Consider the following 26,078-nt stretch of genomic DNA (forward strand, 5'->3'; position numbering starts at 1 on the left):
CGGGTCGGCTCGCCTCCCGGCGGCGGGGCCGGTTCCGTCACGGGGTCCTCCTGTCGACGTGGCGCGCCCACCGCGCGGCGGACACCGGCCAGGCTACCGTCGCGGGTCGCGCCGGCGGGGTCGGGCGCGTGCGGGCTCCCCCGCCCGGTCAGTCGACGTTCGGGGCGAAGTCGTGCCCGAACGGGGCGCCCGCCAGCCGGACCAGGCCGATCACCACGGCCGCCACGACCGCGACGGCCGCGAGCAGCAGGCCCGTCCAGGCCAACTGCTCGCCGCGGCGCAGCCAGCCGGCGCCGGTGAGGAAACCACCCGAGACGTACGCCTCCCGGCGGGCCTGCCGGGCCAGGGTGAGCGCGATGGTCGCGGGCACCACCCCGCCGACGAAGAAGCCGGTGAGCGCCCCGATCAGCCCGAGGGCGAAGACGGCGCGGGCCTTGGTCGAGCGGACCGGCTCGGGGTCGAGCGGATGGCGGTGCCCCTGCGGAACGACGGGCACCTGCCCGGGCACGGTCGTCATGCCCACCATCATGCCCCGACGCGCCACCGGAAGGTCCCACGGCCGCTCGACACGTCCGGGAACGCGGCGAGGCCCCCGGCGGGTGCCGGGGGCCTCGTCGTTTCCTACTGCTTAGCGGTACGACCCGAAGTCGAAGTCGTCCAGCGGCACCGCCTGGCCGCTGGCCGGCCCGAAGCCGTAGTCCGTCTCCGGGTAGCCGGTCATCGAGTAGACCTTGGCCTTCGCCTCCTCGGTCGGCTCGACCCGGACGTTGCGGTACTTGCTGATGCCCGTACCGGCCGGGATGAGCTTTCCGATGATCACGTTCTCCTTGAGGCCGACCAGCGAGTCGCTGCGCGAGTTGATCGCCGCGTCGGTCAGCACCCGGGTGGTCTCCTGGAAGGAGGCCGCCGAGAGCCAGGAGTCCGTGGCCAGCGAGGCCTTGGTGATACCCATCAGCACCGGGCGACCGGCGGCGGGCTCGCCACCCTCGCCGACGAGCCGGCGGTTCTCCGACTCGAACAGCGCCCGGTCGACAAGCACGCCCGGCAGGAACTCGGTCGAGCCGGAGTCGATGACCGTCACCCGCTTGAGCATCTGGCGGATGATGATCTCGATGTGCTTGTCGTGGATGAGCACACCCTGCGAGCGGTAGACCTCCTGGACCTCCTGGGTCAGGTGGACCTGGACCGCGCGCGGGCCGAGGATGCGCAGCAGCTCGTGCGGGTCGATGGTGCCCTCGGTGAGCTTCTCGCCGACCTCGACGTGGTCGCCGTCGTGCGCCCGGAGCCGGACCCGCTTCGAGATCTTGTCGTAGACGATCTCGTCGCTGCCGTCGTCCGGGATGACGACGATCTTGCGGGACCGCTCGCCGTCCTCGATCCGGATCCGACCCGGGGTGTCGGCGATGGGCGCCTTACCCTTCGGGACCCGGGCCTCGAAGATCTCCTGGACACGGGGCAGACCCTGGGTGATGTCCTCACCCGCGACACCACCGGTGTGGAAGGTACGCATCGTCAGCTGCGTACCCGGCTCACCGATCGACTGGGCGGCGATGATGCCGACCGCCTCGCCGACGTCCACGGTCTTGCCGGTCGGCAGCGAGCGGCCGTAGCACGCACCGCAGACGCCCAGCTTCGACTCGCAGGTGAGCACGCTGCGCACCCGCACCGTCTCGGTCCCGGCCGCGACGATCGCGTCGACCAGGATCGAGTTGAGGTCCTGACCCCGGTGGGCCACCACGGTGCCGTCCGGCCCCTTGATGTCGTCGGCCAGGGTACGGGCGTGCACGCTGGTCTCCGCGTGCTCGTGCACGACCAGCTTGCCGTCGAGCCGCTCGCCGATCTGCATCGGGATGGCGCGGTCGGTGCCGCAGTCCTCCTCGCGGATGATGACGTCCTGCGAGACGTCCACCAGACGTCGGGTCAGGTAACCCGAGTCGGCGGTACGCAGGGCGGTGTCCGCGAGACCCTTCCGGGCGCCGTGCGTGGAGATGAAGTACTCCAGCACGGACAGACCCTCCCGGTACGAGGCCTTGATCGGCCGCGGGATGATCTCGCCCTTCGGGTTGGCCACCAGACCACGGATCGCCGCGATCTGCCGGAGCTGGAGCAGGTTACCGCGGGCACCCGAGTTGATCATCTTCCACAGCGGGTTCTCCTGCGGCAGCGCGGTGTCCATCTCCTTGGCGACCTCGTTGGTCGCCTTGGTCCAGATCTCGATGAGCTCGCCGCGACGCTCCTCGGCGGTCATCAGACCACGCTGGTACTGCTTGTCGATCCGGTCGGCTTCCTTCTCGTACTTGTCCAGGATCTCCCGCTTGCGCGGAGGAGCGATGACGTCCTCCATGCCGATGGTGACGCCGGACCAGGTGGCCCAGTGGAAGCCGGCCTCCTTGAGCCCGTCCAGGGTGGCCGCCAGGGCCACCTTCGGGAAGCGCTCGGCGAGGTCGTTGACGATCGCGGAGAGCTGGCCCTTGCGGATCTCGTAGTTCACGAAGCGGTAGCCCTGCGGCAGCGTCTCGTTGAACAGGACCCGGCCCAGGGTGGTCTCCACCGTCACCGGCTCGCCCTCGACCCAGCCCTCGGGCGCGACCCACGGCTCCGCGCCGGCGCCGTTGTCGACCCCGACGATGCCCCGCAGGCGGATCTTGACCGGGGTCTGCAGGTGCAGCTCACGGTTGTCGTACGCCATCCGCGCCTCGGCGTCCGAGCTGAACGCCCGGCCCTCGCCCTGCCCACCGGGGGTGAGGTGGGTGAGGTGGTAGAGGCCGATGACCATGTCCTGGGTCGGCATGGTGACGGGCTTGCCGTCGGCCGGCTTGAGGATGTTGTTCGACGACAGCATCAGGATCCGCGCCTCGGCCTGGGCCTCGGCGGACAGCGGCACGTGGACCGCCATCTGGTCACCGTCGAAGTCGGCGTTGAACGCGGTGCAGACCAGCGGGTGGATCTGGATGGCCTTGCCCTCGACCAGCTGCGGCTCGAAGGCCTGGATGCCCAGCCGGTGCAGGGTCGGCGCCCGGTTCAGCAGGACCGGGTGCTCGCCGATGACCTCTTCCAGCACGTCCCACACGACCGGCCGCTGCCGCTCGACCATCCGCTTGGCGGACTTGATGTTCTGCGCGTGGTTGAGGTCCACCAGCCGCTTCATCACGAACGGCTTGAACAGCTCCAGCGCCATCTGCTTGGGCAGGCCGCACTGGTGCAGCTTGAGCTTCGGGCCGACCACGATGACCGAACGGCCGGAGTAGTCGACGCGCTTGCCGAGCAGGTTCTGGCGGAACCGGCCCTGCTTGCCCTTGAGCATGTCGGAGAGCGACTTCAGCGGGCGGTTACCCGGACCGGTGACCGGCCGGCCGCGACGGCCGTTGTCGAACAGCGCGTCGACGGCCTCCTGGAGCATCCGCTTCTCGTTGTTGACGATGATCTCGGGCGCGCCCAGGTCGATCAGCCGCTTGAGACGGTTGTTCCGGTTGATCACCCGGCGGTACAGGTCGTTCAGGTCGGAGGTCGCGAAGCGGCCACCGTCCAGCTGCACCATCGGACGCAGGTCCGGCGGGATGACCGGGACGCAGTCCAGCACCATGCCGAGCGGCGAGTTGCGGGTGTTCTGGAACGCCGCCACGACCTTGAGCCGCTTGAGCGCCCGGATCTTCCGCTGGCCCTTGCCGGACCGGATGGTCTCGCGCAAGCTCTCGGCCTCGGCCTCCAGGTCCATGTTCTGGACCAGCGCCTTGATGGCCTCGGCGCCCATGCTGCCGGTGAAGTACTCACCGAAGCGGTCGCGCAGCTCGCGGTAGAGCAGCTCGTCGGTGACCAGCTGCTTCGGCTCGAGCTTGCGGAAGGTGTCGAGGACCTCGTCGAGGCGGTCGATCTCGCGCTGGGCCCGGTCGCGGATCTGGCGCATCTCGCGCTCTCCGCCCTCCTTGACCTTGCGCCGGACGTCCGCCTTCGCGCCCTCGGCCTCCAGCTCGGCCAGGTCGGCCTCGAGCTTGGCGGCCCGCTTCTCGATCTCCGAGTCGCGGCTGTTCTCAGCCTGCCGCTTCTCGGCCAGGATCTCGTTCTCGATGGTCGAGAGGTCACGGTGACGCGCTTCGGCGTCCACGCTCGTCACGACGTACGAGGCGAAGTAGATGATCTTTTCGAGGTCCTTCGGGGCGAGGTCCAGCAGGTAGCCCAGCCGGCTCGGCACGCCCTTGAAGTACCAGATGTGGGTCACCGGAGCGGCCAGCTCGATGTGACCCATCCGCTCCCGGCGGACCTTGGAGCGGGTCACCTCGACGCCGCAGCGCTCGCAGATGATGCCCTTGAAGCGGACCCGCTTGTACTTACCGCAGTAGCACTCCCAGTCCCGCTGCGGACCGAAGATCTTCTCGCAGAAGAGCCCGTCCTTTTCCGGCTTCAGGGTGCGGTAGTTGATGGTCTCGGGCTTCTTGACCTCGCCGTGGGACCACTGACGGATGTCGTCGGCGGTGGCGAGGCCAATGCGCAGCTCGTCGAAGAAGTTGACGTCGAGCACTATGTCCCCTATGTCGTCGTCTGTACTGCCTAGCTAACGGGCGGGGTCGGGAGCCGGCGAACCGGCTCCCGACCGCTCGCCTCAGACCTCTTCGACCGAGCTCGGCTCGCGCCGGGACAGGTCGATGCCCAGCTCCTCCGCGGCCCGGAACACCTCGTCGTCGGTCTCGCGCATCTCCAGGGCCACACCGTCGCTGGAGAGCACCTCGACGTTGAGGCACAGCGACTGCAGCTCCTTGAGCAGCACCTTGAACGACTCCGGGATGCCCGGCTCGGGGATGTTCTCGCCCTTGACGATCGCCTCGTAGACCTTCACCCGGCCGAGGACGTCGTCGGACTTGATGGTCAGCAGCTCCTGCAGGGCGTAGGCGGCGCCGTACGCCTGCATGGCCCAGCACTCCATCTCACCGAAGCGCTGGCCACCGAACTGCGCCTTACCACCCAGCGGCTGCTGCGTGATCATCGAGTACGGGCCGGTCGACCGGGCGTGGATCTTGTCGTCGACCAGGTGGTTGAGCTTCAGGATGTAGACGTAGCCGACCGCGATCGGGTCCGGCAGCGGCTCGCCGGAGCGACCGTCGAACAGCTGCGCCTTGCCGGAGGAGCCGATCAGCTGCTTGCCGTCCCGGTTGGGCAGGGTCGACGCGAGCAGACCGGAGATCTCCTCCTCCCGGGCACCGTCGAAGACCGGAGTGGCCACGTTGGTGTCGGGCTCGGACTCGTGCGCCTCGATCGAGCGGAGCTGGCGCTTCCACTCGGTGTCGTCGCCGTCCACGCTCCAGCCGGTCTTGGCCACCCACCCGAGGTGGGTCTCCAGGACCTGGCCGATGTTCATCCGGGACGGCACACCGAGCGGGTTCAGCACGATGTCGACCGGGGTGCCGTCCTCCAGGAACGGCATGTCCTCGATCGGCAGGATCTTGGAGATGACGCCCTTGTTGCCGTGGCGGCCCGCGAGCTTGTCACCGTCCTGGATCTTGCGCTTCTGGGCCACGTAGACCCGCACCAGCTCGTTCACGCCCGGGGGCAGCTCGTCGCCGTCCTCGCGCGAGAAGGTACGCACACCGATGACCGTGCCGGTCTCGCCGTGCGGAACCTTCAGCGAGGTGTCGCGGACCTCGCGCGCCTTCTCACCGAAGATCGCGCGGAGCAGCCGCTCCTCGGGGGTCAGCTCGGTCTCGCCCTTCGGCGTGACCTTGCCGACCAGGATGTCGCCGGGGACGACCTCGGCGCCGATCCGGATGATGCCGCGCTCGTCGAGGTCGGCGAGCATTTCCTCGCTGACGTTCGGGATGTCGCGGGTGATCTCCTCCGGGCCGAGCTTGGTGTCCCGGGCGTCGACCTCGTGCTCCTCGATGTGGATCGAGGTGAGCACGTCCTGCTGCACGAGGCGCTGCGACAGGATGATCGCGTCCTCGTAGTTGTGGCCCTCCCAGGTCATGAACGCCACGAGCAGGTTGCGCCCGAGCGCCATTTCGCCCTCGTCGGTGCACGGACCGTCGGCGATGACCTGGCCGGCCTCGACGCGGTCGCCCTCGAAGACGACCGGCTTCTGGTTGACACAGGAGCCGGCGTTGGAGCGGCGGAACTTGTGCAGCAGGTACGTCCGGCGGTGGCCGTCGTCCTGGTGGACGGTGATGTAGTCCGCGCAGAGGTCCTCGACCACACCGCCGACCTCGGCGACGACAACGTCACCGGCGTCCACGGCCGCCCGGTACTCCATGCCCGTGCCGACCAGCGGAGCCTCGGCCTTGACCAGCGGCACCGCCTGGCGCTGCATGTTGGCGCCCATGAGCGCGCGGTTGGCGTCGTCGTGCTCGAGGAACGGGATCATCGCGGTCGCGACCGAGGTCATCTGCCGCGGCGACACGTCCATGTAGTCGACGGCCGACGGCGCCACGTCCTCGGTCTCGCCGCCCTTACGGCGGACCAGGACGCGGTCCTCGGCGAACGTGCCGTCCGCCTTCAGCGGGGCGTTGGCCTGCGCCTTGACGAACCGGTCCTCCTCGTCCGCGGTCAGGTAGTCGATCTGGTCGGTGACCCGACCGTCGATGACCTTCCGGTACGGCGTCTCAATGAAGCCGAACGGGTTGACCCGGGCGAAGGTGGAGAGCGCGCCGATCAGACCGATGTTCGGGCCTTCCGGCGTCTCGATCGGGCACATCCGGCCGTAGTGGGACGGGTGCACGTCACGGACCTCGAAGCCGGCCCGCTCCCGGGACAGACCACCCGGGCCGAGCGCGCTCAGCCGGCGCCGGTGGGTCAGGCCCGCCAGCGGGTTGGTCTGGTCCATGAACTGGGACAGCTGCGACGTGCCGAAGAACTCCTTGATCGCCGCCACCACCGGGCGGATGTTGATCAGGGTCTGCGGCGTGATCGCCTCGACGTCCTGCGTGGTCATCCGCTCGCGGACGACCCGCTCCATCCGGGAGAGACCCACCCGGACCTGGTTCTGGATCAGCTCGCCCACGGTGCGCAGGCGCCGGTTGCCGAAGTGGTCGATGTCGTCGGCCTCGTAGCCCTCCTCACCGGCGTGCAGCCGGCAGAGGTATTCCACGGTGGCGACGATGTCGTCCTCGGTCAGCGTGCCGGTGGTGATCGGCACGTCCAGCTCGAGCTTCTTGTTGAACTTGTAACGACCGACCTTGGCGACGTCGTACCGCTTCGGGTTGAAGAAGAGGTTGTCGAGCAGGGTCTGGGCGTTCTCACGGGTCGGCGGCTCGCCAGGGCGGAGCTTCCGGTAGATGTCGAGTAGCGCCTCGTCCTGGCCGGCGATGTGGTCCTTCTCGAGCGTGGTCATCATCAGCTCGGACCAGCCGAACTTCTCGCGGATCTGCTCCGCGGACCACCCGATGGCCTTGAGCAGGACGGTGACGGCCTGCCGGCGCTTGCGGTCGATGCGAACGCCGACCGTGTCGCGCTTGTCGATGTCGAACTCCAGCCAGGCACCCCGGCTCGGGATCACCTTCACGCTGGAGAGGTCGCGGTCGGAGGTCTTGTCCGGCTGCTTGTCGAAGTAGACGCCCGGCGAGCGGACGAGCTGGCTGACCACGACGCGCTCGGTGCCGTTGATGATGAAGGTGCCCTTCGGCGTCATCATCGGGAAGTCACCCATGAACACCGTCTGGCTCTTGATCTCGCCAGTGGTGTTGTTGGTGAACTCCGCGGTCACGAACAGCGGGGCGCAGTAGGTCAGGTCCTTCTCCTTGCACTCCTCGATCGAGGCCTTGACCTCGTCGAAGCGCGGAGCCGAGAAGGACAGCGACATGGTGCCGGAGAAGTCCTCAATGGGACTGATCTCGTCGAGGATCTCCGCGAGACCCGAGCGTGCGTGCGGGTCGTCCGACGACCGGCCCTGCCAACCCTCGTTGCCGACGAGCCAGTCGAAGGACTCGTTCTGGATGGCGAGGAGGTTGGGGACCTCGAGGTGTTCGGTAATCCGACCGAAAGAAACTCGGCGGGGCGCGAAAGCGCTCGACGTACGACTGGTCTTCGCAGGGCGGGAAGCTGCCAAGATGCGTCCTTCCGAGGACCGGTGCTGCAGAACGGCTGGTATGCGTGCACTCCAATGACCCCACCAGAAATATCCGCAAACGGACATTTCCGAGCAGGGGTCAAGTCGGAAGGCAGCGCAAACTAGCAGTGTAGCCGAGAGGCTAACCGCTGTCCAGCCCACCCCGCAGGTCATCGCGGAACTTGCCTCGGGACCTCGGAAAACCGGGTCAACCGGGCTGCTCGGAACGCGATGTTCCTGCCGGTCCGCTCGGGTGGAGCGGCGGTGGTGCTGCCGTTGCCTTACCCGAGAGGCGGCCGTTGCAAGCGCGGAAGGTCTTGCTGGTGTCAGCGTGCCTGTCGGGCCCGTGCCGCGTCAAGGGCCGGTTACCCCTCGGGGTGTCTTTCCCACCGACGGGCTACCGACAGGCACCCGGACGACGCCGGTACGCCGGGCGCGGACGCCCTGCTCATACCGCTGCCACCCGCTACCACCAACACGGCGGGCGGCGATCCGGTTCCCCGGATCACCGCCCGCCGAGACGCGGTGTGCCCCGGCTCACGTGAGCCGGACGCGCGTCAGGTGGAACTCAAGGTCACTTGAGGGTGACCTTGGCGCCCTCGCCCTCGAGCTTGGCCTTGGCCTTCTCGGCGGTCTCCTTGTTGGCCTTCTCCAGGACGGCCTTCGGAGCGGCCTCGACCAGGTCCTTGGCCTCCTTGAGGCCCAGGCCGGTCAGCTCGCGCACGACCTTGATGACCTGGATCTTCTTGCCACCGTCGGCGTCGAGGATGACGTCGAACTCGTCCTTCTCCGGCTCGGCCTCGGCGGCCGGGCCGGCGGGGCCGCCGGCGGCGGCGACGGCGACCGGAGCCGCCGCGGTGACCTCGAAGGTCTCCTCGAACTGCTTCACGAACTCAGAGAGCTCGATCAGCGTCATCTCCTTGAACGCGTCGAGCAGCTCGTCGGTGCTGAGCTTCGCCATGTCTGGCGTCCTTTCTCAAAGTGAAAACTAAGAACGTGGGTGCGCCGGGTGGCCTCAGGCCGCCTCGGCGCCCTCCTTCTCGCGCTTGTCCTGCAGAGCGGCCGCCAGACGCGCGGTCTTGGCGAGCGGAGCCTGGAACAGGGCCGCGGCCTTGCTCAGGTTGCCCTTCATGGCGCCGGCCAGCTTCGCCAGCAGCACCTCGCGGGACTCCAGGTCGGCGAGCTTCGTGACCTCGGCCGCGGAAATGGCCTTGCCCTCGAAGACACCGCCCTTGATGACGAGCTTCGGGTTGGCCTTCGCGAACTCGCGAAGCCCCTTCGCCGCCTCGACGACGTCGCCCGAAACGAAAGTCAGCGCGGTAGGACCGGAGAACAGCTCGTCGAGGCCGGAGATGCCCGCCTCGGTCGCGGCACGCTTGGCCAGCGTGTTCTTCGCGACCGTGTAGCTGGTCTCCTTGCCGAGCGAGCGCCGCAGCTGGGTGAGCTGCGAAACCGTGAGCCCGCGGTACTCGGTCAGCACGGTCGCTCCCGCGTTGCGGAAGCTCTCGGTCAGCTCGGCGACGGCCGTGGCCTTGTCGGCCCGGATCGGCTTGTCCGCCATGTCCCTCCTCTCTCGTTGCTCGGAGCTGGTACGCCGGCGACGAGCAGGGCTCGCGACGGCGGCGGAGGCATCACGACAACGAGAAAAGCCCCGGCGCAGGGCGCACGGGGCGAGGGCCGGCGCGACGGGCGCGGTCGGCGGACCACGCACTGCACCGAATTTCGCTTGCCGCCCTGCGCGGGTCGCCCGTCATCGCGGGACCTTCGACCGTGCCGGAGCACGGTGACCAGCGGTCTTTGGGTGGAACTACGCGCCTAGGTTACGCGACCCGTCCCGAACCGCCAAATCGCCCCCGGAGTGCGCCCGGTCACTCAGGCGCGGCTCCGGCGGCCCCAGACGTAGCCGGCCAGCGCCACGGCCGCCCAGGCCAGCGCCCAGGCGGTCAGCAGCACGCCGGTGGAGGCCGCCAGCGGGCCGGCCAGCGCCCGGGCGGTCGGCAGCACCGGCGGCACCAGCCAGGGCGCCGCCGAGCGGGACAGGCCGAGGACCACCGCGGTCACCGCGCCGACCGTGAGCACGGCGACCCCGTAGCCGGCGCTGCGGGTGATCGCCCGACTGGCCAGGGCGCCCAGCGCCACCGCCGCCGGCAGGGCCAGCAGGTGGGCCCAGAGACCGAGTGCCAACCCCTCCGCCAGCGGCCGGTCCCCCGGGCCGGGGCCGGTCACCCCGCCGACCAGCCAGGGGAAGACCAGCGCGACGGCGATCGTGCCGAGGCCGGCCACGGCCGCCGCGAGCAGGCCGGCGGCCCGCTCCCGGGCCGGGCCGACCACCACCCGGGCCAGCCGGCGTTGCACGTCGGGCTCGACGTCGAGCAGGATCTTGGTCTGCCAGGCGAGCACCGGGAAGAGCACCACCGCCGAGACGCCGTAGGCCTCCGCAGGCTGGGCCTGACCGCCGCCGTAGAGGACGCCGAGGGCCAGCAGGCCGGCCAGCACCGGGGCCAGCGCTCGCCCGGTACGCAGGAAGCCGGCCAGCCGCAGCCGGACCAGGGCGGTCACCGGGCCACCTCGGAAGCGGGACCGGATCGGCCGGACCCGCCCGGCACCGGGACCGCATCCGAAGAATGATCGGACCCAGGCGCCCCCGGCACCGGGACCTCATCCGGAGAACGATCGGACCCGGGCGCCCCTGGCACCGGGACCTCATCCGGAGAACGATCGGACCCGGGCGCGCCCGGCACCGGGGCCTCATCCGGGTCGGGACCGGAGTGGTCGGCGCCCGACACCGGGGCCGGCGCGGCGGTCGACGGGGAGTCGGACCCGGGCCGCGTGGCCGGAGGCGGGACGGCGTGGTCGCGTATCCGCAGGACGTGGTGGCCGTCGGCGCGCAACCGGGCGACGGCGGCGCTGACCGCGGCGGCCGGGACCGACAGCTCGACCACGACGGTGGCCGCGGCCCCAGTGGGCGTCGCCTCGGTGACCGTGCCGTCGGCGACCGACCAGTGCCGGGCGCCGGGGAGCCGGACCGTCTCGCCGCGGTGATCGCTGACCAGCACCGCGCCGCCCTCGGCCAGCACCTCGCCGATCACCTCGGGCACCAGGTCGCGGGCGGCGGCGTCCAGCCCCTCCCAGGGCTCGTCGAGGACGAGCAGGCCGGGCGGGCGGAGCAGCGCCTGGGCCAGGCCGACCTTCTGCGCGGTGCCCTTGGACAGCTGGGGCAGCCGCACGTCGCGGAAGCGCGCCAGGCCGAGCCGGTCGACCCAGCGGCGCACCGCCCGGTCGGCCTCCGCGCCCGGGAGGCCGGCCACGCGGGCCATCGCGGCGAGGTAGGCCCCCACGGTGAAGGGCTGGTCGGCGGGGAAGCGCTCCGGCACCCAGCCGACGGCCGCCGGCCGGTCGACCACCCGGCCCCGGGTCGGCCGGAGCACACCGGCGGCGAGCTGGAGCAGGGTCGACTTGCCCACCCCGTTGCGCCCGAGCACCACCGCCACCTCGCCCGGGCCGATCGCCACGTCGGCCTGCCGCAGCACCCACGGGCCCCGCCGGTGGTACCGCAGCCAGACGTCTTCCAGCCGCATGCGCCGAGCCTGCCACACCGGACAGACGGACGGGGCCCCGCCACCGATGGTGGCGGGGCCCCGTCAGGGCAGTCGTGCTCAGACCTCGGCCGGAGCCTCGGTCAGGTTCTTCACCGCGTTCGGGTCGACCGGGACGCCCGGGCCCATGGTGGTGGTGAGGGTGACCTTCTTCAGGTACTTGCCCTTGGCCGCGGACGGCTTCGAGCGCAGGACCTCGTCCAGCACCGCCGCGTAGTTGTCGATCAGCTGGGACTCGGAGAACGAGGCCTTGCCGATGATCAGGTGGAGGTTGGAGTGCTTGTCCACCCGGAAGGTGATCTTGCCGCCCTTGATGTCCGCGACGGCCTTGGTGACGTCCATGGTCACCGTGCCCGTCTTCGGGTTCGGCATGAGGCCGCGCGGGCCCAGGATCCGCGCGATCCGGCCGATCTTGGCCATCTGGTCCGGGGTGGCGATCGCCGCGTCGAAGTCCAGCCAACCGCCCTGGATGCGAGCGACCAGCTCGTCGGTGCCCACCTCGTCCGCGCCCGCGGCGGCGGCCTCTTCGGCCTTCGCGCCGGCGGCGAACACGATCACGCGGGCGGTCTTACCGGTGCCGTGCGGCAGGTTGACCGTGCCGCGGACCATCTGGTCCGCCTTGCGGGGGTCGACGCCGAGGCGCATGGCGACCTCGACCGTGGCGTCGAACTTGACGTTGGTGGTCTCCTTGGCCAGCTTGACGGCCTCGGCGGGAGAGTAGAGCTTCGACCGGTCGATGACCTCGGCGGCCTTGCGGTAGGTCTTGCTGCGCTGCATTTCTCGTAACTCCTGTGGTCTATGGCGGGCCCGCGTCGTGCGCGGCCCTCCCACGAACTGATCCGGGTGGAGCGGTCGACCGAGGTCAGTCGGCGACGGTCAGGCCCATCGACCGGGCGGTGCCGGCGATGATCTTCTCAGCCTGGTCGATGTCGTTGGCGTTGAGGTCCGCCATCTTCTTCTCGGCGATCTCGCGCAGCTGCGCGCGGGTCACCGAGCCGACCTTCTGGGTGTGCGGGACGCCCGAGCCCTTCTGCACGCCGGCGGCCTTGATCAGCAGCCGGGCGGCGGGCGGGGTCTTCAGCACGAAGGTGAAGGTGCGGTCCTCGTAGACGCTGATCTCGGCGGGGACGATGTCGCCCCGCTGCGACTCGGTCTGCGCGTTGTAGGACTTGCAGAACTCCATGATGTTCACGCCGTGCTGGCCGAGCGCGGGGCCGACCGGCGGCGCCGGAGTGGCCTGGCCCGCCGGCAGCTGAAGCGTGAAAGTCTTGACGAGCTTCTTCTTCGGAGGCATGTCTCTTCCTGGGGCTTGGAACTGGGATTTTCGCCCGTCCGCGGGCGCGCACGGTCAGCGCGCTGCGGACAGCCGACGTTCTAGGGTAGCGCAGCCGTGCGCCACCCTCCCCGCCGAGGTCCGGCGGACGGTGAAAACGACGCACCGGCGGCCGGCCGGAGGCCCACCGCCGGTGCGGATGTGCGTCAGATCTTGGCGACCTGGTTGAAGTTGAGCTCGACCGGGGTCTCCCGGCCGAAGATCGACACCAGAACCTTGAGCTTCTGCTGGTCGGCGTTGATCTCGCTGATCGTCGCCGGCAGCGAGGCGAAGGCGCCGTCGGTCACGGTGACCGAGTCGCCGACCTCGAAGTCGAGGACCTTGACCTCGGGCTTGGCCTTCTTCTGCTCGGTCTCGACCGCCGGGGCCAGCCACTTGAGCACCTCGTCGAGGCTCAGCGGCGCCGGACGGTCGGCCCGGTCGGTCGCGCCGACGAAGCCGGTGACCCCCGGGGTGTTCCGGACGCAGGAGTAGGACTCGGCGGTCAGCTCCATGCGGACCAGGATGTAGCCCGGGAAGACCTTCGCCTGGACCTGCGACCGCTTGCCGTTCTTGACCTCGACCTCTTCCCGGGTCGGCACCTCGACCTGGTAGATGAAGTCCTCCATGTCGAGGGAGGTGATCCGGGTCTCGAGGTTGGTCTTGACCTTGTTCTCGTAGCCGGCGTAGGAGTGCACCACGTACCAGTCGCCGGGGGCGTAGCGCAGCTTCTGGCGCAGCTCGGCGACCGGGTCGAAGTCCTCGTCCGGGGCGGGCTCGGTGGTCGGGAACTCCGGCTCGCTGGCGGCCTCGACCGACTCATCGTTGGCCGCCGTCGCGACCGTGGACTGCTCGTCCGTGGTCTCGGCGGTCTCGTCGTACTCAGGCACGCTCGCTCACTTCCGTCACTATCGCTGTCCGCAGGTCAGCTGGGGTTGCCGAAGACCCACAGCACCGCCTTCGCGAAGCCGTAGTCCAGGCCGGCCACGATCGCCAACATCACCGCGACGAAGGTGACCACCACGGCCGTGTAGGTCAGCAGCTCCTTGCGGGTCGGCCAGATGACCTTACGCAGCTCGGCCACGACCTCGCGGAAGAACCGCGCGATGCGGGCGAACAGCCCGATCCGCTCGCTGTCCTTCCGGGTCTTCCGGCCCTCGGTCGAATCGGCGCGGGCCCGCTTACGGGTGGCGGTGCCGCCCCGGGAAACCGGCTCGTCCGCGTCGGTGGCGTCGTCGTCGGCCACGCCGTCGACGGTCGCGTCGTCGTTCAGACGCTCGTCGCCGGCGTCCTCGCCGCGCCGCTTGCTCTCGGCCACTTCGCCCTCCGTGCGGGATATCGGGTCGCACGCCGGGCGGCGTGCGCGGCGTGTGGTCACGCCGGCCGGACCAACCGTCCCGCGACGGGCCGCGGCCGGCGGACCGACCGGGAGGGCCCCGAATGCCTCGGAACCAACCCCGCCGATGCCACCACCACGGGCCGGGCGCCGCCGTGCGGCGGCGCGACCCACGGGAACGGTCAGGCCTGAGGCGCAGGGGTGACAGGACTTGAACCTGCAGCCTGCGGTTTTGGAGACCGCTGCTCTGCCAATTGAGCTACACCCCTGTGCGGCAACTCACCCTCACCCGGACACAAGGTGCCGAGCAGGGGTCACTTGCCCCACGGCGGACCAGTGTACGGGTAGTCGTGCGACTTTCCCAACCGGTCCACCCCTCGCGCGTCGAACGGATCCTCAGCTCGGCGCCCGCACGAGTGCCCGAGCCTGCGACAGCACCTTCTCCCCCAGGCAGGTCGCGGTGATGTCGAGCCTGGTCAGGCCGTCCTCGGTGACCTCCTTGACCACCGCGGCGACCTCGACCTCGGTGCCCTCGTCGGTGTCCGGCACGAGCACCGGGCGGGTGAAGCGGACGTTGAAGTCGACCACCGCGTCCGGCGCGCCGGCCCAGGTGGTCACCGCCCGGCCGACCAGGGCCATCGTGAACATGCCGTGGGCGATCACCCCGGGCAGGCCCACCTTGGTGGCCGTCCGGTCGCTCCAGTGGATCGGGTTGAAGTCGCCCGAGGCGCCCGCGTAGCGGACCAGGTCCGCGCGCGTCACCCGGTACGTCTGGGTGGGCAGTTCCATCTCTCAGGCCTCCCCGCGTACGACGATCTTGGACCAGACGGCGACGACCGGCTCACCGGCGACGGTGCTCACGTCGGTGCGGGTCGTCAGGAAGCCGTGCCCGCCCCGGTTCGTGACCTCTTCGATGGTGTTCACGCAGACCAGCTCGTCCCCGGCCACCACCGGCCGGGTGTACGCGAAGCGCTGGTCGCCGTGCACCACCCGGCTGTAGTCGACGCCCAGCGACGGGTCCTCGACGATCTGCCGGCTGGCGGCCATGGTCACGATCACCGGGAAGGTCGGCGGGGCCACCACGTCGGGGTGGCCGAGCGCCCGGGCGGCCGCCGGGTCGTGATGCGCCGGGTCGGTCGCGCCGATGGCGGCGGCGAACTCGCGGATCTTTTCTCGGCCCACCTGGTAGGGGGCGGTCGGCGGATAGGTCCGGCCGACGAAGGACGGGTCCAGGGACATGCCGCGAACCTACACGGAAAGCACGAACGCCGATCCGTACGGTCCGGCGGCTCGGGGGCCGCCGTCCGTGCGGATCGGCGTTCGGAAGCTGTCTGCGGGCCGGCCGGGCCGGCCGCGGGTCAGCGGGTCTCGCGGTGGATGGTGTGCCTGCCGTCCCGGGGGCAGAACTTCTTCATCTCGATGCGGTCCGGGTCGTTGCGGCGGTTCTTGCGCGTGATGTAGTTGCGCTCCTTGCACTCCACACACGCCAAAGTGATCTTCGGCCGGACATCGGTCGCCTTCGCCACGGCGGAGTGCCTTCCTCGCTCACGGATAACAACTACGGCGCATCAGACTACGCGCTGAATACGCGGACATGCAAAGTGGGCGCCTGGGGCGCCCATCCCACCGACCACCAGGCGAGCCCGGAGGACGAGAGTAGCGGTGGCCGGACTTGAACCGGCGACACAGCGATTATGAGCCGCTTGCTCTGCCATCTGAGCTACACCGCCGTGGCGGGTCCAGCCGGACCCTCTGAGCCCCCTTACGGAATCGAACCGTAGACCTTCTCCTTACCATGGAGACGCTCTGCCGACTGAGCTAAGGGGGCCTACCCGATCACCCCGTGGGGTGTCGCGCAGAGGAAACAGTACACGACCCCGCCGTCGAGGTGAAATCGGATCCCCGGTTACAGGGTTCCCGCAGCTCAAGGCACGACGCGCAGGCGCGGGAGCTCACCGGCCACGATCGTCTCCGGGTCGACCTGGGCACCGAACCAGGCCTCCAACCGCTCGTACGGCAGGGGCCGGCTGAACAGGAAGCCCTGGCCGATCTCACAGCCGATGTCCTGGAGCAGCTCCAGGGTCAGCTCGCTCTCCACGCCCTCGGCCACCACGGTCAGGCCGAACTGCTGCGAGAGCGTCACCACCGCGTTGACGATGGCCAGGTCGCCCGGGTCGGTCGCCATCCCCTGCACGAACGAGCGGTCGACCTTGACCTCGTGCACGGGCAGCCGGCGCAGCTGGGCCAGGGACGAGTTGCCCGTGCCGAAGTCGTCCACCGAGAGCCGGACGCCGAGCTCGCCGAGGCGCTTCAGGGTCGGGATGGGACGTTCGGTGCCGTCCAGCACCCCGGCCTCGGTGATCTCCAGGGTGAGCCGTTGCGGCGGCACACCGTATTCCTCGAGCAGGTCCCGCACCAGGGCCGGGAAATGCTGGTCGGTGAGCGTCCGGGCGGCCAGGTTGACCGAGATGGCGAGCGCCTGCTCGCCGTGGCTCCAGTCCCGGCTGCGCCGCAGGCTCTCCCGCAGCACGAACTCGGTGAGCCGGCCGAGCTGGCCGGTGTGCTCGGCCACCGCCACGAAGTCGTCCGGGACCACCGTGCCGTGCGCCGGGTGCTCCCAGCGGGCCAGGCACTCCACCCCGACCAGACGCCGGTCCCGCAGCGTGACCTTCGGCTGGAAGTAGACCTCCAGCTCGCCGTCGTCCAGCGCCCGGCGCAGGTCGCCGGCGAGACCCAGCAGGCGCAGCGACCGGGACTCCAGCACCGGGCTGTAGAGCTGGACGCTGCCCGGGACCGACTTGGCGGCCGTGGCGGCCAGGTCGACCCGTTGGAGCAGGGTCACCGCGTCGCTGCCGTGGTCGGGGTGGACGGCCACCCCGACGGCGGTGTCCACGTCCAGGGTGAGCGCGTCGAAGACCATCTCGTCGCGGATCTGCTCGCGTAGCTGGCCGGCCAGCTCCAGCGCCGCCTCGGTGCTCTCCAGCCGCAACGTCACGAGGAACTCGTCGCCGCCGGCCCGGCCGACCAGGGCGGAGGAGGGCGCGCTGGCACGCAGCCGCTCGGCCACCTCGACCAGGACCTTGTCGCCGGCCGCGTGGCCGAGCGACTCGTTGACCTGGCGCAACCGGTCGACGTCGAAGAGCAGCAGCGCCACCACCTCGCCGGGCGCCGCGATCCGGACCGCCTCGGCCACCGCCGCGGTGATCCGCCGGCGGTTGGGCAGCTTGGTCAGCGTGTCGTGCTCGGCGTCGTGCCGCAGCCGGTCGACCAGCCGGGAGTTCTCCAGGGCGACCGCGGCGTGCGCGGCCACCGTCTCCAGCAGCGGAACGTCGGTGCGGCCGAAGGAGTTGCTGGCGCCGAGCCGGTTGGCCACCTCGAGGGTGCCGATGACCACGGGACCCGAGCGCAGCGGGACCGCGATGACGTCCTTCACCCGCTGCTCGGAGAGGGCGGTGCGCAGCTCCGCGTCGGGCACCGGGCCCCGGCCGAGGACGAGCGTGTGACCCTCCCGCCGGACCCGCTCCCGCAGCGCGGGCGGGGTGGGAGCCACGTCGAGCAGCCCCGAGTCGGCGATCCGGGAGGTCAGCAGGACCTCCGGGTGCCGGCCCTGAGCGGGCAGCCAGAGGGTCGCGTATTCCGCCTGGAGCAGGGCCCGGACCCGGCCGAGCAGGGCGTCGGCGAGCGTGCCGTCCTGCCCACTGCCGCTGACCGCCCGGCTCAGCTCGTACATGTCGGCGAGGGTCCGGTGCTGCCGGAAGAACTGGGTGTACGCCCGGTAGACCAGCGTCAGCGCGGTGATCAGCGCCGCGAGCAGGAGCAGCGACCACCAGGTCGAGGTGATCAGGATCAGGATGATCAGACCCGCGACGATGTTGATGGACGCGGAGAGCAAGGCCGACGGTGACCTGCGGAACGCGTCCCGGCCGGTCTGCCACCCCTGCAGCAGCGTGTAGACGCCGGCCACCGACGTGATGCTGACCAGATTGACCATGATCGCGACGGTGAAGAGCGTCAGCCAGGTGCGGGGCCCGACCCCCTCGACCGGCGGGAGGGCCTGCAGCACCAGGACGGCGAGCGACGAGCCCGCGGCGGCGCGGGCGACGTTGAACCAGAGTTTCGTCGTGCCCATCCGGTGCCACAGATGGGTGAGCGCCGCCGCCGCTGTGTAGATCACCACGACCGTCAGCGGTCGGGTCAGGTAGAACGCGAGAACCAGCGGGATCTCGGTGAGGGTGACGCCGAGTGACTGGCGCCGGACGGTGAAGTTCAGCACCGGCAGCCCGGCGGCCACCATGGCCATCAGCAGCAGCAACGCCAGCGGCCAACCGCCGAACGGCTGGTCGTTGGCCAGCCCGGTGACCGTCGAGCAGACGACGGCGAAGAGAACCAGTGGAGCTGTGATCAGCCAGGCGTGGTCGTTCGAGCGCGAGCCCTTGGGGGGCTGTGCCGACATGCCGCCCCTTCCGTCGACCCGTCGTCCGGCTCAGCTCGGACCGTGACCGTCAGCGGGCGGCGGGCATGTTCCAGATGACGTCGGCGGTCTGCGCGTCTCCCAGCTCAGGGCCAGCGCCGATGAGGATGCCGCTCGCCACGGCGGCGATTGCCAGCAATGAGCCAAGCAGCCGGCCCAGCTTTCGACCAGACATGTCCGCTCTCCTGTCGGGGATCGTTCACAGGGATGGTGGAGGTTCCACGATCGTGCCACAGGGCCGGCACCCAGAAAAGTCGTGGGAGCAGCCCAGATCCGACCGTCGCCAAGGTTCCGCCGTTCGGTCCAGACCCCGGGGGACGCCTAGCCAGATCAGAGGTGTGACAGACCGTCGACCACTCCGTCCACTGCGGATTCCGACCTTCAACGCGAACCGATCAAGCCACTCGAAAGCCCCGTTCACCGGCTGCGACGTCCACGACAGCACTCCGTGCACCCCGAAGGACGGCATCCACCCCGGGGCATAGACCACCATACCTTTCTCCCGCCGGAACGCCAGAGGATGATCCAGGTCAATTCCATCGAAATGGCGGGCCGTCGCGGCGATCGGTCGGGCATCCGACGACACTCGTCGGTGCCGCCGGCCGCCCGGACGAAGCGGGACAGGTGGCCGGGTCAGGACGTCCGCAGCGGCCGGAACGCGGCCCGCACCTCGGTCGCGAACACCTCGGGCTCCTCCCAGGCGGCGAAGTGGCCACCCTTGTCGACCTCGTTGAAGTACGTGAGGCTGGGATAGACCGTCTCGGCCCAGCTGCGGGGGGCAGCCCAGATCTCGCCGGGGAACGTCGTGAAGCCGACCGGAACCGAGACCGGCGGAGGAGTCTGGCCGGCCGCACTGGCCGCGGCCCGGGCCCGTCCGGATTCCCAGTACCACCGGGCGGACGAGGCGCCGGTGCCCGTCAGCCAGTACAGCGTGATGTTGTCGACGATGCTGTCCCGGGTGAGGTTGCCCGCGGGCTCGCCGTCGACGAACGCTCGGGAGATCTTGTAGTAGCTGTCCGTGTCGTGGTCGAGCATCCAGGCCGCCAGCCCGACGGGTGAATCCAGCAGCGAGTAGCCGATCGTCTGCGGCCGGGTGGACTGCTCCAGGAAGTAGCCGAAGCCGTCCGTCATGAACGTGTTCAGCCGGTCGTGCGCCGTGCGTTCCTGCTCGGACTCCGCCGGCAGCTGGTCCTTGATACCGATCGCCCCGGCGAGCAGGTTGACGTGGATGCCGAGCAGCCCTTCCGGCGCCTGGCGGCCCATCGCGTCCGTGACGGAGGCACCCACGTCACCCCCCTGGGCTACGTAGCGCGGGTAACCGAGGCGGTCCATCAGCTTGGCCCACGCGCCCGCCATGCGGCGGGAATCCCAGCCCAGCTCGGTCGGCTCGCCCGAGAAGCCGTAGCCGGGCAGGGACGGCAGCACCAGGTGGAACGCGTCCTCGGAGGCTCCGCCGTGCGCGGTCGGGTCGGTGAGCGGACCGATGACCCCGAGCAGCTCGACGACCGAGCCGGGCCAGCCGTGCGTCATGATCAGCGGCAGGGCGTCCTCGTGCCGCGACCGCACGTGGATGAAGTGGATCTCGACGCCGTCGATGACAGTCGTGTACTGCGGCAGGGCGTTCAGCTTCGTCTCGCACGCCCGCCAGTCGTACTCGGTCGACCAGTAGCGGGCCAGCTCCTGGACCGTCGCCAACTGCACGCCCTGGGAACGATCGCTGACCAGCTCGCGGGTGGGCCAGCGGGTGTCGGCGATCCGGCGACGCAGGTCGGCGAGCGTCTCGTCCGGCGTGTCGAGCCGGAAGGGCCGGATGTCCTTGTCGTCGGGCATGGTCTCCCCCTGCCGGGTCACGTCGACCGACGCCTGGGCGGCGGCGCTGGCACACGCCGATCGTCGCACCGGCTCCGTGACCAGCGGACCGGAATGCGATTTCGCGCCTGGACACGGCCCGGAGGGCCTCGCCCGCCGATACGAGTTGACCTGTTCCCGGCCCGGGCAGGAGGCTGGCCGGATGGGGACCGTCATCCGCAACGTCGCGTTCGACTGCGCTGACCCGTACGAGCTGGCGCACTTCTGGGGCAGGGTCTTCGACTGCCCGGTCGACCCGCAGTCCAAGCCCGGCGACGAGGAAGTGGCCATCCAGCCGCCCGCCGGCGCCACGCTCTACTTCCAGCGGGTACCGGAGCCGAAGACCGTCAAGAACCGCGTGCACATCTGCCTGCAGCCCGAGGTACTCCGCGATCAGGAGGTCGAGCGCATCCGCGCCCTCGGCGCCACCATGGTCGCCGATCAGCGCGATCCGGACGGCAGCGGCTGGGTCGTGCTGGCCGATCCGGAGGGCAACGAGTTCTGCGTGCTGCGCAGCGACGCCGAGCGGGAGACGACCGCGTAGGGCGCTGCCACCCTCAGGCGCGCTGGAACTCCGCGCGCCAGCGGAGGCCGCCGTCCGGGGCCACGATCTCCTCGACCCGGGCCGGGGTCAGCGGGCCGGCCGCGAAGGCGTCGACCTCGGCCCGGGCCAGCGGCCAGGGCGGGCCCTCGACGACCTCGTCGTCCCGCCGGCCGGCCGCGATGACCAGCAGGGTGCCGCCCGGCGCGACCAGGCGGCCGACCGCTGGGATCGCCCGCTGCCGCAGCTCGGCCGGCAGCGCCTGCACGTTCATGCTCTCCAGCACGACATCGAACCCGCCCAGCCAGTGGTGCGGCGGGTCGAGCAGGTCGGCGGTCTCGTACCGGACCGGGGAGTCCGGATGGCGGAGGCGGGCCGTCCGCACCGCCGTGGGAGAGATGTCGAAGGCGACGGTGGCGAAGCCGAGTCGGGCCAGATGCTCGGCGTCGCGGCCGAAACCGCACCCGACGACCACGGCACGCCGGCCGGATCCGTCCGGCCGGGTCCGGTCGGTCCACTCGCTGAGCAGGGAATGCGCCCGGTCGAGGTCCCATGGGACGACCGCCTCGCCCCGCTCCGCGTCGGCGTAGAGCCGCTCGAACCGGCCGATCGGATCACCCTCGGCCGTGGCCGGGGAGGACAGCCGGTGGGTTGCATCGTCGTCGTGCACGGACGCCTCCTCGCCTGACCCACAACGAAAACGACGAAGGCCCCTGGCCGGCGTTTCCGCAGGTCAAGGGCCTTGCCGATCCCTGGTGGCGGGTAGAGGATTCGAACCTCTGTAGCTTTCGCGACGGATTTACAGTCCGCTCCCATTGGCCGCTCGGGCAACCCGCCAGGGCGTGCCACCACGTGGGACGCGGCGGCGGAAGCAAGGATAGCGGTTGTCCCCCGGCCCGTCGCAAGCGGGTACCGTCAGGGGGTCCCACGCTGGTCAGTGAGGGACGGATCAGGACAGACCGCCGGACAGCAGGAGCATGAGCATGGCAGCGAACCCGTCGTTCGACATCGTGAGCAAGGTCGACCGGCAGGAGGTCGACAACGCCCTCCGTCAGGCGGAGAAGGAGCTTTCGACGCGGTTCGACTTCCGCGGCACCGGCGCCGAGATCTCCTGGTCGGGCGAGGAGGCGATCAGCCTCCAGGCCGAGACCGAGGAGCGGGTCCGGGCAGCGCTGGACGTGTTCAAGGAGAAGCTGGTCAAGCGGAACATCTCGCTGAAGTCGCTGGACGCCGGCGACCCCCGTTCGTCGGGCAAGATCTTCAAGATCGACGCCAAGGTGATCCAGGGCATCGACTCCGACAAGGCCAAGGCGATCAGCAAGAAGATCCGCGACGAGGGCCCGAAGGGCGTGCAGGCGCAGATCCAGGGCGACCAGCTCCGGGTCACCGGCAAGAAGAAGGACGACCTGCAGGCCGTCATCGCGCTGCTCAAGGGCGAGGACTTCGGCGTCGCCCTCCAGTTCACCAACTACCGGTAGTCCGAATCGGTCTTGCTGGTCTTGCCCCAGGTCGCTCGTCGTGGCCTGGTCATACGCCGTCGCCAGTAGTCGTCGTTCGTCACGTCTGTTCGGCGCTCGACGGCCTGGCGACAGCCTGGCCGGCTCTGGGGCTCACATGACGTCCTGGAGATGCCGACCCGGCCAGCACCGCAGGAGTCGCGCCAATAGGCTCCGACCGTGCACGGGTTCACCGACGTCGACCGCCAGTCCGACCCGAACTCGTGGGTTGCCGTCCTGGACCGCCTCACCGAGGAGCCGTTCTACCGGGCATACCAGCAGCGGGTACGCGAGCTGCTCCATCCGTCCCCCGGTCACCACTATCTCGAAGTAGGCGCCGGGACAGGGGCAAGCGCGGTCCAGCTGAGGGATGACCACGGCGTCAGGGTGGTAACGGTCGACCACGCCCGGACGATGTCCGTTGCGATGCGAGCCCGTGGATTAACCAGCTGCGCCGTTGCCGACGCCCATCACCTGCCGTTCCTCAGCCGCTCCTTTCATGGAGCATGGGCCGATCGCACACTGCAACACGTGGCCGATCCCCGCGCCGCGATCGAAGAGCTCGTCCGGGTCGTCCGGCCGGGTGGCCGCGTCGTCCTCGCAGATCCCGATTACGACACTCAGGTACTCGACATCGCCGACCAACGCTTGGCTCGGCGCGTCCTGCGGTTCCGAGCTGATGTCCTCCTCCGTAACGGCACCCTGGCTCATCAACATGCCGGCCTCCTTGCCACACACGGCCTGGTCGACATCACCGTCGAAGCCCGAACCCTCGTGGTCCGCAACCCGACCGCCGTCGACAACGTGCTCGGCCTCCGTAGCTGGGCTGCTACAGCTGCCGAACGTGGCGCGCTCGACCCTGCCGAGGCGCGTGCCTTCGCATCCCAGTTCGACGATGCCGTCGCTGCGCTCCGGTTCACCTACGCAGTCACGTTCTTCATCACCGCCGCCACGGTCGACTGACGCAAGCGCTCGCACCGCAGGTCAGTCGTGGCGGTGACGCACGATGTAATCGATGTAGCGGATGGTGCCCTCGCGGTCGTCCTCGCTGATCGAGTCCCACAGGTCCGCCAACCAGTAGAGCGAGCCCGACAGCATCCAGGCCCACCCGCGCACCCAGGTCGCCTCGTCGAACCCGAGCGCCTCCCGGTAGGCGGCCCGCGCGCGGGCATCGAACAGGCTCCAGCCCGGCCGCACCTCGACCGCCGGATCGCCGCGGCCGAGACCGCCGAAGTCGATCACCCCGGTGAGCCTGCCCCGGTCGACCAGCAGGTTGCCTTCAAGGAGATCACCGTGCAGCCATACCGGCGGTCCGGGCCACTCGTCCGCCGCCATCGCCTCGTCCCATGCCGCGGTCACCGCCCGCCCGTCGATCCGGTCGCCGAGCGCCGCGATCGACCGGCGGGTCAACTCGTCCCGCTGCACCAGAGGTACGCCGCGCTGAATCCCCTCCTTGACCGGCCCGCCCATCGGGTCGATCGCCATCATCGCCCGCACGAAGCCGGCGAGGTCGACGGCAAGGCCGACGAGGTCCTGCCCGGTTTCCGGATTGCGCCCCTCCAGCCACGGGACGACAGTCCACGGCCACGGATAGTCCCCGCCCGGCCGGCCGACCGCGACCGGCACGGGCACCGGCACCGGAAGATGCGGCGCCAGCCGCGGCAGCCAGGTCGCGTCGGTCGCCACCTGGTCGACCGCCCACTGCGCCCGCGGCAGCCGTGCCGTCAGAGCATCGCCCAGCCGGAACAGCGCGTTGTCGGTGCCGTTCAACGGCTGCGGAACGATCGGCAGCTCCGACCATTCGGGGAACTGCTCGTGGATCAGGGCGCGTACCTGCTCGACAGCGACGACGATCTCTCCAGGGCGCATCGGCGCGACCGTAGAACCCGCTCGATCATCCGTCAATCACATTCGGCTGCGGTTGCACCTCGATGGCACGGAGCAGGTGGAGAGGACTGCGCGGGATCTCACCGCCCGTGAATCGTCGTGCTGCTCCTTCTTCGGTCAGCGGGAGAAGATCAGCAGCAGGATCACGGTCACCACGGCGCTGACGAGGATCGAGCCGAGACAGCCGACCCGGTTCGAGAAGAAGAGGAACATGCCGGGGCTGTACCCGCTCGCGCCGGTTTGATCCCCGCGGTTCAGGCGACGAGCGACTGCTCGGCGCGTACCGCGGTGGCTTCGGCGCGGGCGATCGGGCCGGTGGGCGGCGCGGCGACCGCGGCGCCGACGGCGACCGCCGCCCCGGCGAAGAGGAAGGCCCAGGGCACGCCGCCGGCGTGGTCGACGATGAGCCCGGCCACCGCTCCCCCGGCGGCGCTCGCCGCCACCGACATGGTGACCACCCAGGTGTACGCCTCGTTCAGCATGCCGGCCGGGGCGATCCGCCCGACCAGGGTGTTCTCCAGGGTCAGCGCGGGGGCGATGGTGGCGCCGCCGAGCACCAGCGCGACGCCGAGCGCGGCGGGGGTGGGCATCACGGCGAAGACGGCGAAGCTGGCCGCGACCGCGCCGAGCAGCCAGGCGAACTGGCGGGTCATGTTGGCGGCGGGCTTGCGTACCCCGAACCAGAAGCCGCCGAGGGCGCTGCCGATACCCCAGACGGCGAGCAGCACGCCGGCGAGGCTCTCCGGGTCGTCGGCGGTGGCGTTCCCGGCGAAGGCCGGCACGATCACGCCGGCGGCGCCGAAGGCGATGCCGATGCTGGCGACGCAGAACAGCAGGGCCGGGAAGCCGCCGACCCGCAGCGGGCCGAGGCCCTTGGCGTGGTGCTCGCGCGGGTGCGGCCGCCAGCCGCGCATGACCCGGCCGAGCGCGACGGCGGTGGTGCCGGCCAGGGTGACCACGGCGGCGCCGACCAGCGCGGCGGCGGCGTCGGCGACCAGGACGAAGGCGGCCACCAGCAGCGGGCCGAGCACGAAGACGACCTCGAAGAGGGAGGTCTCGGCGGCGAGCGCGGTGTTGCGCAGGTGCGCCCGGCCGGTGGCGGGGGCGGTGAGGTCGTTCCACGCGCCCCGGATGGCGGCGGTGAGCGGCGGGTACGTGGCGCCGGCCACCCCGGCGGCCAGGTAGATCAGGCCGAGGCTGCCGGAGCCGGACCGGCTGGCGCCGAGCAGCCCGAAGAGGGCGAGCGGGTGGGCCAGGGCGGTGGCCAGCAGCACCGGAGTGGGGCCGACCCGGTCGGCGATGCGCCCGGCGATCGGGCTGAGCGCGGCGCCGGAGAGCGCGTAGATTCCGCCGGCGACGGCGGCGAGCGAGTACCGGTCGGTGACCTCGGCGACGACCAGCAGCAACGCCAGTGGGGTCATGCCGATCCCGAGCCGGCCGATGACGCCGAGGATCAGCAGCATCGGGGCGCCGGGGATCCGCCAGACGCCCAGGTACTGGCGCAGTGCGGCCAAGGGTGCACCTCCGGTGCGGAGAAGGTAACGAGTGAATACCCCTCTGAC

At 70.3% G+C, this 26,078-nt stretch carries 23 protein-coding genes and 4 tRNA genes; 3 read left to right on the top strand and 24 right to left on the bottom strand.

The window, feature by feature from the left end; translation table 11 throughout:
• Nucleotides 1-148 precede the first annotated feature (148 nt).
• From F8274_RS12775 to F8274_RS12865, 20 genes are all read right to left on the bottom strand, one after another.
• Entirely contained in the window at nucleotides 149-517 is a 369-nt protein-coding gene (locus F8274_RS12775) for a hypothetical protein (protein ID WP_151462519.1), read from the bottom strand.
• Between the two features lie 111 nt (nucleotides 518-628).
• Nucleotides 629-4,516, bottom strand: a complete 3,888-nt coding sequence (locus tag F8274_RS12780; RefSeq protein WP_151462520.1) for a DNA-directed RNA polymerase subunit beta' — start codon at nucleotides 4,514-4,516, stop codon at nucleotides 629-631.
• Nucleotides 4,517-4,597: 81 nt separating this feature from the next.
• A complete protein-coding gene (locus tag F8274_RS12785; RefSeq protein WP_151462521.1) occupies nucleotides 4,598-8,029 on the bottom strand; it encodes a DNA-directed RNA polymerase subunit beta in 3,432 nt (1,143 codons plus the stop codon).
• Between the two features lie 574 nt (nucleotides 8,030-8,603).
• Nucleotides 8,604-8,990: a 50S ribosomal protein L7/L12 gene (gene rplL, locus F8274_RS12790; RefSeq protein ID WP_091317960.1), complete on the bottom strand. Its 387-nt coding sequence runs from the start codon at nucleotides 8,988-8,990 to the stop codon at nucleotides 8,604-8,606.
• Between the two features lie 54 nt (nucleotides 8,991-9,044).
• Entirely contained in the window at nucleotides 9,045-9,590 is a 546-nt protein-coding gene (gene rplJ, locus F8274_RS12795) for a 50S ribosomal protein L10 (protein ID WP_151462522.1), read from the bottom strand.
• Nucleotides 9,591-9,901: 311 nt separating this feature from the next.
• The gene (locus tag F8274_RS12800) at nucleotides 9,902-10,588 is read right to left on the bottom strand and encodes a hypothetical protein (RefSeq protein WP_151462523.1); all 687 of its coding nucleotides are present in this window, start codon (nucleotides 10,586-10,588) and stop codon (nucleotides 9,902-9,904) included.
• Nucleotides 10,585-11,607, bottom strand: a complete 1,023-nt coding sequence (locus F8274_RS12805; protein ID WP_151462524.1) for an ABC transporter ATP-binding protein — start codon at nucleotides 11,605-11,607, stop codon at nucleotides 10,585-10,587. Before F8274_RS12805 ends, F8274_RS12800 begins: the two co-directional genes overlap by 4 nt.
• Nucleotides 11,608-11,685: 78 nt before the next feature.
• A complete protein-coding gene (gene rplA, locus F8274_RS12810) occupies nucleotides 11,686-12,402 on the bottom strand; it encodes a 50S ribosomal protein L1 (protein ID WP_151462525.1) in 717 nt (238 codons plus the stop codon).
• 85 nt (nucleotides 12,403-12,487) lie between these two features.
• A complete protein-coding gene (gene rplK / locus F8274_RS12815; protein ID WP_091570017.1) occupies nucleotides 12,488-12,919 on the bottom strand; it encodes a 50S ribosomal protein L11 in 432 nt (143 codons plus the stop codon).
• 185 nt (nucleotides 12,920-13,104) lie between these two features.
• Entirely contained in the window at nucleotides 13,105-13,827 is a 723-nt protein-coding gene (nusG, locus tag F8274_RS12820) for a transcription termination/antitermination protein NusG (protein ID WP_151462526.1), read from the bottom strand.
• Nucleotides 13,828-13,862: 35 nt separating this feature from the next.
• Nucleotides 13,863-14,255: a preprotein translocase subunit SecE gene (gene secE / locus F8274_RS12825; RefSeq protein WP_151462527.1), complete on the bottom strand. Its 393-nt coding sequence runs from the start codon at nucleotides 14,253-14,255 to the stop codon at nucleotides 13,863-13,865.
• A 214-nt stretch (nucleotides 14,256-14,469) separates the two neighbouring features.
• A tRNA-Trp gene (locus F8274_RS12830) sits at nucleotides 14,470-14,542 on the bottom strand.
• A gap of 127 nt (nucleotides 14,543-14,669) precedes the next feature.
• Nucleotides 14,670-15,062 carry a MaoC family dehydratase gene (locus F8274_RS12835; protein WP_151462528.1) on the bottom strand — a complete coding sequence of 131 codons (393 nt, stop codon included), beginning with the start codon at nucleotides 15,060-15,062 and terminating at the stop codon, nucleotides 14,670-14,672.
• Between the two features lie 3 nt (nucleotides 15,063-15,065).
• Nucleotides 15,066-15,512, bottom strand: a complete 447-nt coding sequence (locus F8274_RS12840) for a MaoC family dehydratase N-terminal domain-containing protein (protein WP_151462529.1) — start codon at nucleotides 15,510-15,512, stop codon at nucleotides 15,066-15,068.
• 119 nt (nucleotides 15,513-15,631) lie between these two features.
• A complete protein-coding gene (gene rpmG, locus F8274_RS12845) occupies nucleotides 15,632-15,799 on the bottom strand; it encodes a 50S ribosomal protein L33 (RefSeq protein ID WP_151462530.1) in 168 nt (55 codons plus the stop codon).
• A gap of 131 nt (nucleotides 15,800-15,930) precedes the next feature.
• Nucleotides 15,931-16,003, bottom strand: a tRNA-Met gene (locus F8274_RS12850).
• A gap of 25 nt (nucleotides 16,004-16,028) precedes the next feature.
• Nucleotides 16,029-16,101: transfer RNA gene (locus F8274_RS12855), tRNA-Thr, on the bottom strand.
• Between the two features lie 96 nt (nucleotides 16,102-16,197).
• Nucleotides 16,198-18,726, bottom strand: coding sequence for a bifunctional diguanylate cyclase/phosphodiesterase (locus tag F8274_RS12860; protein WP_151462531.1), 2,529 nt, complete (start codon nucleotides 18,724-18,726; stop codon nucleotides 16,198-16,200).
• A 49-nt stretch (nucleotides 18,727-18,775) separates the two neighbouring features.
• On the bottom strand, nucleotides 18,776-18,919 hold the full coding sequence (locus F8274_RS31220; protein ID WP_192579813.1) for a hypothetical protein: 144 nt from the start codon (nucleotides 18,917-18,919) through the stop codon (nucleotides 18,776-18,778).
• A 458-nt stretch (nucleotides 18,920-19,377) separates the two neighbouring features.
• Nucleotides 19,378-20,574: an epoxide hydrolase family protein gene (locus tag F8274_RS12865; RefSeq protein WP_151462552.1), complete on the bottom strand. Its 1,197-nt coding sequence runs from the start codon at nucleotides 20,572-20,574 to the stop codon at nucleotides 19,378-19,380.
• A gap of 181 nt (nucleotides 20,575-20,755) precedes the next feature.
• On the opposite strand from F8274_RS12865, the gene F8274_RS12870 reads away from it, so the two are divergent.
• Entirely contained in the window at nucleotides 20,756-21,136 is a 381-nt protein-coding gene (locus F8274_RS12870) for a VOC family protein (RefSeq protein ID WP_151462532.1), read from the top strand.
• Nucleotides 21,137-21,149: 13 nt separating this feature from the next.
• Here the strand turns inward: F8274_RS12870 and F8274_RS12875 are convergent, their stop codons facing one another.
• Nucleotides 21,150-21,803 carry a bifunctional 2-polyprenyl-6-hydroxyphenol methylase/3-demethylubiquinol 3-O-methyltransferase UbiG gene (locus F8274_RS12875; RefSeq protein WP_151462533.1) on the bottom strand — a complete coding sequence of 218 codons (654 nt, stop codon included), beginning with the start codon at nucleotides 21,801-21,803 and terminating at the stop codon, nucleotides 21,150-21,152.
• An 83-nt stretch (nucleotides 21,804-21,886) separates the two neighbouring features.
• Nucleotides 21,887-21,970, bottom strand: a tRNA-Tyr gene (locus F8274_RS12880).
• 146 nt (nucleotides 21,971-22,116) lie between these two features.
• Here F8274_RS12880 and F8274_RS12885 point away from each other — a divergent pair.
• A complete protein-coding gene (locus F8274_RS12885; RefSeq protein ID WP_151462534.1) occupies nucleotides 22,117-22,611 on the top strand; it encodes a YajQ family cyclic di-GMP-binding protein in 495 nt (164 codons plus the stop codon).
• Between the two features lie 198 nt (nucleotides 22,612-22,809).
• On the top strand, nucleotides 22,810-23,592 hold the full coding sequence (locus F8274_RS12890; RefSeq protein WP_151462535.1) for a methyltransferase domain-containing protein: 783 nt from the start codon (nucleotides 22,810-22,812) through the stop codon (nucleotides 23,590-23,592).
• 21 nt (nucleotides 23,593-23,613) lie between these two features.
• Here F8274_RS12890 and F8274_RS12895 read toward each other — a convergent pair whose 3' ends face one another.
• Both F8274_RS12895 and F8274_RS12905 read right to left on the bottom strand, forming a co-directional pair.
• Nucleotides 23,614-24,399, bottom strand: a complete 786-nt coding sequence (locus F8274_RS12895; protein ID WP_192579814.1) for an aminoglycoside phosphotransferase family protein — start codon at nucleotides 24,397-24,399, stop codon at nucleotides 23,614-23,616.
• 371 nt (nucleotides 24,400-24,770) lie between these two features.
• On the bottom strand, nucleotides 24,771-26,030 hold the full coding sequence (locus F8274_RS12905) for an MFS transporter (protein ID WP_151462538.1): 1,260 nt from the start codon (nucleotides 26,028-26,030) through the stop codon (nucleotides 24,771-24,773).
• Between the last annotated feature and the right edge of the window lie 48 nt (nucleotides 26,031-26,078).

The sequence above is a fragment of the Micromonospora sp. AMSO31t genome, from assembly GCF_008868175.1.
GTDB lineage: Bacteria > Actinomycetota > Actinomycetes > Mycobacteriales > Micromonosporaceae > Micromonospora.